Below are 2,912 nucleotides of genomic sequence, written 5' to 3' on the forward strand. Positions count from 1 at the left end.
CTACCAACTGAGCTAAATGCCCATTTCGTCAAACGACTTTGTTAATATAACAAATCTAAAAAAAAAGTTCAATACCTTTTTTCTTAAAAAGTTAAAAAAATCAATTTATTTAGCCTTTTATCATTCTGTTCATTGTGTTTTTTATTTCTTCTCTAAACATTACTAGATCCATTATTTTTAAAGAAACAGTGGTATCAAGTTCTCTTCGGATTTTATTTTCTGAAATAAGAACTGTATCAAATGCGTAATTTACTTGATCATAGCCAGGACGTTTTACTTCAATTGAAAAATTAAATTTTTTAGTTTCGTCTGCTTTTTTTGCTTCGATTGCTTTTGGCCAAAAGCTATAAGAGCCTTTTGTGCTGCTGTATGTGTTCAGCGGATTTGCCCAGGTAATGTCCGCCATATCAACTTCTTTTCCGTCCATCTTGAGCGTTACGGTTGCATTTGCGAGCGGCTCAAAAGTGTTTCCTTCGAGAATTGAGCCCTGAATTATTGGAAAGTTAAAAACCGGTTTTTCGCAGGCTTCTACAATACATTCTGTTCTTGCGGAAGAGTGGAACGGTCTTTTTGTCGAGCTTATTATTCTGATTCCTTCGATTCCGATAGCGTCAATATCGGCTTTTATCTGGGCATCTTGCAGAACATCGCGCGCATGAATAACTCCGCGGCCGCTTACAACGTATCTTGGAGCGACACGGTTTAAAACATAGCTTATGGCATCAGCCCGGCAATTTTCGCAGTCGCAGGTAAGCCAGCAGGCGTTAACCTCTTTTATCTGATTGTAAAGTTTATTTATCCGGTGGCCTACAACTTCTTCCATTAGGTTATGAATATTCATCGCAAATTGCTCCGTTTTTAGTAAAAAAATATTTTCTGAATTATAAAACAAAAAAAGATTGAGTGCAAATTTTCTGGCAAAACCAATTTCCTGATAAAAGCGGATAAAGTTCAGCCTTTAATTTTATATTTTGTTATGATAAAATACGCTATCGATGCTAAAAAAGTTTATTTTTTATTTTGCTGTTTTCTGTCTCGTTCTTGTTTCCTGTAAAAACAGCGATTTTGGCGATACGGATCAGGATTCATCTTCGTTAAAGTCGGTTGCCGAAAAAAAAATCACCGGAACCGACTGGACTTTTGAGCTTGAAAAAGACAGGCTTTCTCAGGATATTTCCGTTGTAAACACTATAGAGAAAAAAATAAAACTTACTCCTCAGGTTTTCTTAAATTCGGCTTATTCAAAAAGTTTGGAGCCGGTTTTTCCTTATGTCGAAGATTTTGGCTCGCTAAACACTTCTAATTTTAATTCGGAAATCAAAAAAATGGCCGAGGAATTTGCCTCTTCGCTGTGCAAAAGCAAATTTGCTTCAAATCTTTTTGATCCGTCCGATATTTATGAGCTTGCGCTTTTTTCTATTGAATTAAAAAATCGCTGGGAAAAAACTTTTGATTTTCCTTATCCGGAAAATGATGAAAAAAAATCCGAAGAGCTTCAAAATCAAGAAAAAACTGGTGAAAATTCTTCTGACGCCGAAAAACAAACGGTTCAGGAAATTATTCTTTTTGATGAGTATATTCTAGGCGAGCCTTTTGAAATGAATTCTCTCTGCGAAGTTCCTGTCCGCTTTGTGCAAAAAAAAGGTTTTGCCGATGTAGCTCTTTATTTTTTCAAGAATCCTAATGGAAACTGGAAAATCAACCAGCTGCAGATTTTAAAAATGCAGAAAAAAATCAAAAAGAATGCAAGATAAAAACAGCCGAAAATGGCGTCTGGTTTTATCTTTAAAAGTTTGCGTTGCAAACTTTTTTAATCTTGACTTTTTATAGGAGAGTTAGGTGCAAAATCAGGAAGAAAAGAATCAACCAGGCGCACAAAAAAATTCTTCGCAGTTGACGGGAATTGAACGCCAGCTTGTCCTTCAGTATTTAATGGACGCAAATGTTCCTGTAACTTTGACAGAAGAAATTGAAATTGATCAGGAAAAAGCGGCTGAGAACGAAAAATCCGAAAACGGGTACAGAATACGAACTGTGGCTTCGGGCGTTTTTCCTGTTGCCCTTCCGGGAGAGCAGATAACAGTCCTTGATCAGGGAATAATTCTCTTAAAAAATCCGCCGGAAAGCGTGAAGGTTTTTGACGGAAAAAAAGTCCGGGTTCAATTTTATTTTAACAGGCTCGGACTCTATTTTATAACGACAGTCAAAGCCGTAAAATCCGGACTTGCGCTTGTAATTCCTTCTGTCATAAGCAAAATTCAGGAGAAAGAGGCAAAAAAAACTGAAAATTTTTCGGCGGTTTTGTGCTTCAATTCAAATTCCTCTTCAGAAAAAAACATTTCTTCGAGCGTAAATTGCGGTTTTTCGCCGGAATATCCGCTTTTTGTAAATCCAAAGTGGAGCGATGTTGAAGAGCCAAACCAGCAGGAAGCAAAAAAATACCTTGAAAAATTTGTCATGCTTTTGCGCTCTGACGGAAAATCCATCGGAAACGGACTTTTTTTGATTTCTGTCGTGCGTTTTCTTTCAGATAAGAATTTTAGCCAGAACCAGCCAATCGAAGGCCGGAAAAATCCCCCTCAGATAATTTACATAGACAGCGAAAGGCTTGTTCTTGCCGCCAAAAAAGAGAATATCATCGTAAATAAAGACGAAGAGTATTCTGTTGTCCTTGGCTTTCCGATTTCCAAGGGGCCGATAAAAGAGAGGACTGTCTACGCGGTTTTTACAGTTGAAAATATTTTTGAAGACGACTTGAACCAAAAATGCTGCGCCGTCTGCCGTTACAAAAATATAAAAGAAGAAGACGTCCGCTATCTGGAAGATAAAAAAAATTAAGTCGGAGCGAAAAAGGCGGAATCTACAGCAAGATGATTTCCACCCAGCTAAAGGCAAGCGGATGGAAGTATGAG

General features: G+C 37.4%; 3 protein-coding genes. 2 read left to right on the forward strand and 1 reads right to left on the reverse strand.

The features are described 5' to 3' along the window. Positions 1 to 109: 109 nt before the first annotated feature. Positions 110 to 841: a late competence development ComFB family protein gene (locus B2X33_RS03130; RefSeq protein ID WP_296019936.1), complete on the reverse strand. Its 732-nt coding sequence runs from the start codon at positions 839 to 841 to the stop codon at positions 110 to 112. Positions 842 to 995: 154 nt separating this feature from the next. Here B2X33_RS03130 and B2X33_RS03135 point away from each other — a divergent pair, with 154 nt between their 5' ends. Together B2X33_RS03135 and B2X33_RS03140 are read left to right on the forward strand one after the other, a co-directional pair. Then, on the forward strand, positions 996 to 1,754 hold the full coding sequence (locus tag B2X33_RS03135; protein WP_296667585.1) for a hypothetical protein: 759 nt from the start codon (positions 996 to 998) through the stop codon (positions 1,752 to 1,754). Positions 1,755 to 1,839: 85 nt separating this feature from the next. After that, positions 1,840 to 2,838 carry a hypothetical protein gene (locus B2X33_RS03140; protein ID WP_296667588.1) on the forward strand — a complete coding sequence of 333 codons (999 nt, stop codon included), beginning with the start codon at positions 1,840 to 1,842 and terminating at the stop codon, positions 2,836 to 2,838. The last annotated feature ends 74 nt before the right edge of the window (positions 2,839 to 2,912 follow it).

This window comes from Treponema sp. UBA785 (genome assembly GCF_002297065.1).
GTDB lineage: Bacteria > Spirochaetota > Spirochaetia > Treponematales > Treponemataceae > Treponema_D.